The organism is Candidatus Megaera venefica (genome assembly GCF_034554655.1).
GTDB lineage: Bacteria > Pseudomonadota > Alphaproteobacteria > Rickettsiales > Rickettsiaceae > Megaera_A > Megaera_A venefica.
The window spans coordinates 1-2,219 of sequence record NZ_JARJFB010000213.1; the positions used below are offsets into that span (position 1 = coordinate 1).

The following is a 2,219-nucleotide window of genomic DNA, read 5'->3' on the forward strand; positions in this document are numbered from 1 at the left end:
CCAATTAATAAACGCTTGGTATCAATTTGAAAATTCTCTAAAATGTCAGATATCTTAAAAAAATCTGCAAATAAGCTAACTGATTTATTATATGCTAATAGCTCTGGTAATCGTCTCATAACAGTATCCCTAACAATACGAACATACTCTAAACCTTCTGGATCCTCTATTTGATAAAATGTTGACATATTAAACAAAACGTGTTCGGTAAAAGTTTTTAATTTCTGATAATCATCATCTTTGCTGTTAGAACCGCCTGTTATTTTCTTGAGGGTATTAAATCCCTGTTCCGATTTTAGAGTAGAATCTACTTTGAAATATAATCCAGACAATCCAGCATAAAGGTGATGATACCTACCTTTTGCTATTAAATATGCACGTTCCATCCAAGAGTAGAAATTTACATATGCTTGAGCTTGGTTTATCTCTGACTGTTCTGTTATTTTAGCCACAAGAGTTCTAAGCTCTTCATCTGTTAATATTAACTCTTTACCATTAGTAAGGTTATCATGTAGACGAGTTAAAATATAAGCCTTACCTACTTCCACACCAGTTAAGTTATTTTTATTAAGTAGTTTTCTAATATTTATAGTATTCACGAGTTGTACTTCATTTTTTTAAACTAATTACGGGGCGAACTTCTGCTAAGGAATATTTGCAGAAGTTGAACTATTTCTCACCTTGGATGAATTTCTTCAAATTATCCTCAGTTATCATCCATTTTCCTCTTATCTTATTTGCTTTTAACCTCTCAGATTTTATATAGGTAAATAGAGTTCTCTCACTCACCCCCAAAATCTTACTTGCTTCTTTCATATTATATAATTTTATACCTAACATTATATTCTCTCATTTGTATTTTAAAAAATTACATTAGCAATACGTTCTTCACTCATATTTTTTGCTCGCTCCATATGATGAAGGTAAATCATTGTCGTGTTAATATTGCTATGCCTTAATAATTGCTGCGTTTCTTCTAAGCTACCGCCATTTAATAAATTCAGCGTTCCAGCCGTATGTCTTAATGAATGAGCAGTCAGCATCTCCGAATTATAACCAGCCTCTTTTAACCTGCTCTTGATTATTCCGCTAATAGACCTAGTTGTTAGTCTTTGACCTAAATTATTGTTACTAGTACTAACAAATAAAGGCTCATTGCTTTCACCATTCCTTAACTTCAAATATCTTCTAACCGCACGCTCTACAAAAAAAGGTAGCTTTATATAATCGGTTTTCTCATCTCTACCCTTACCCTGTATAAATAATACAGTATTATCACCTACATTCCTCACATCAGAAATATTACTACGAGCAATCTCAATAGTTCTTAAACCGCCAACCACCATAACGGCAAATATAGCGTAATCCCTTATCCCTTGCTCCGTAGTATCGCTAGCTATATGCTCAAGAATAGCTTTAACTTGCTTACTAGTTAAATAATCTTTCTTGTGCGCCTTACTAATAGTAGGAGACTTAATTTTATCCGCTATATTCTTATAAATACCCATTTGTTCCAACCATCGAAAGAATAGCCTTACTGTAACGATATAGTTTTGCACTGTAGTCGGTTTATTACGCAATAATAGCTCTTCTCTAAAAGCTATAACGTCTTCTCTCTTGGGATGTGTAATTCCATGATTCTTGAGAAAAGCAAAAAATTGTCTAAGCGCCCTTGTGTAAGTAGCTATAGTTTTTGGTTTTGCATCTATAAACGATATAAACTCATTATACAAATTATCAGTTATTCCTGATGCAGTTACAACAACTTGGTTTTTGCTTAAAATTTCTAAATTTTTCATATCTCTCGATAAAAGTTTTTATTATACATACATATATATGTTATTTTATTCTGTTTGTAAAGCGGTTTCTTCTTGGAGAAAAACTAAAAAATAATTCCATTTTTTGTAAAAATTGCGGGGCATAATTCCATTTTTTGTAAAAATTGCGGGGCATAATTCCATTTTTTGTAAAAATTGCGGGACATAATTCCATTTTGAGGCTGGAATGCCTTATAAACATTGGCCTTCATTTCTCAATTATTATTCAATAATAATTCAAGAGCACAAAACCCAAATTTTGGTAATTTGGGCATGTGCTATAATTTACCTGTAAAAAAGAATGCTCTTTTGTTCTTTTAACAATTTTAACAAAGGTAAAATATATGGACTTCACTAGTGCTAAAGAATATGCAAAAACAAGAATAGCAGCATATCTAACAT

The 2,219-nt window shown here is 31.8% G+C and carries 3 protein-coding genes; all 3 read right to left on the reverse strand.

The window, feature by feature from the left end:
- Nucleotides 1–599, reverse strand: a 599-nt coding sequence (locus Megvenef_RS09040; RefSeq protein WP_322777600.1) for a hypothetical protein, incomplete at its 3' end; no start/stop codon positions are given.
- A gap of 70 nt (nucleotides 600–669) precedes the next feature.
- Nucleotides 670–840: a helix-turn-helix domain-containing protein gene (locus tag Megvenef_RS09045; RefSeq protein ID WP_322777601.1), complete on the reverse strand. Its 171-nt coding sequence runs from the start codon at nucleotides 838–840 to the stop codon at nucleotides 670–672.
- Nucleotides 841–860: 20 nt separating this feature from the next.
- On the reverse strand, nucleotides 861–1,799 hold the full coding sequence (locus Megvenef_RS09050; protein ID WP_322777602.1) for a tyrosine-type recombinase/integrase: 939 nt from the start codon (nucleotides 1,797–1,799) through the stop codon (nucleotides 861–863).
- Nucleotides 1,800–2,219: the final 420 nt, after the last annotated feature.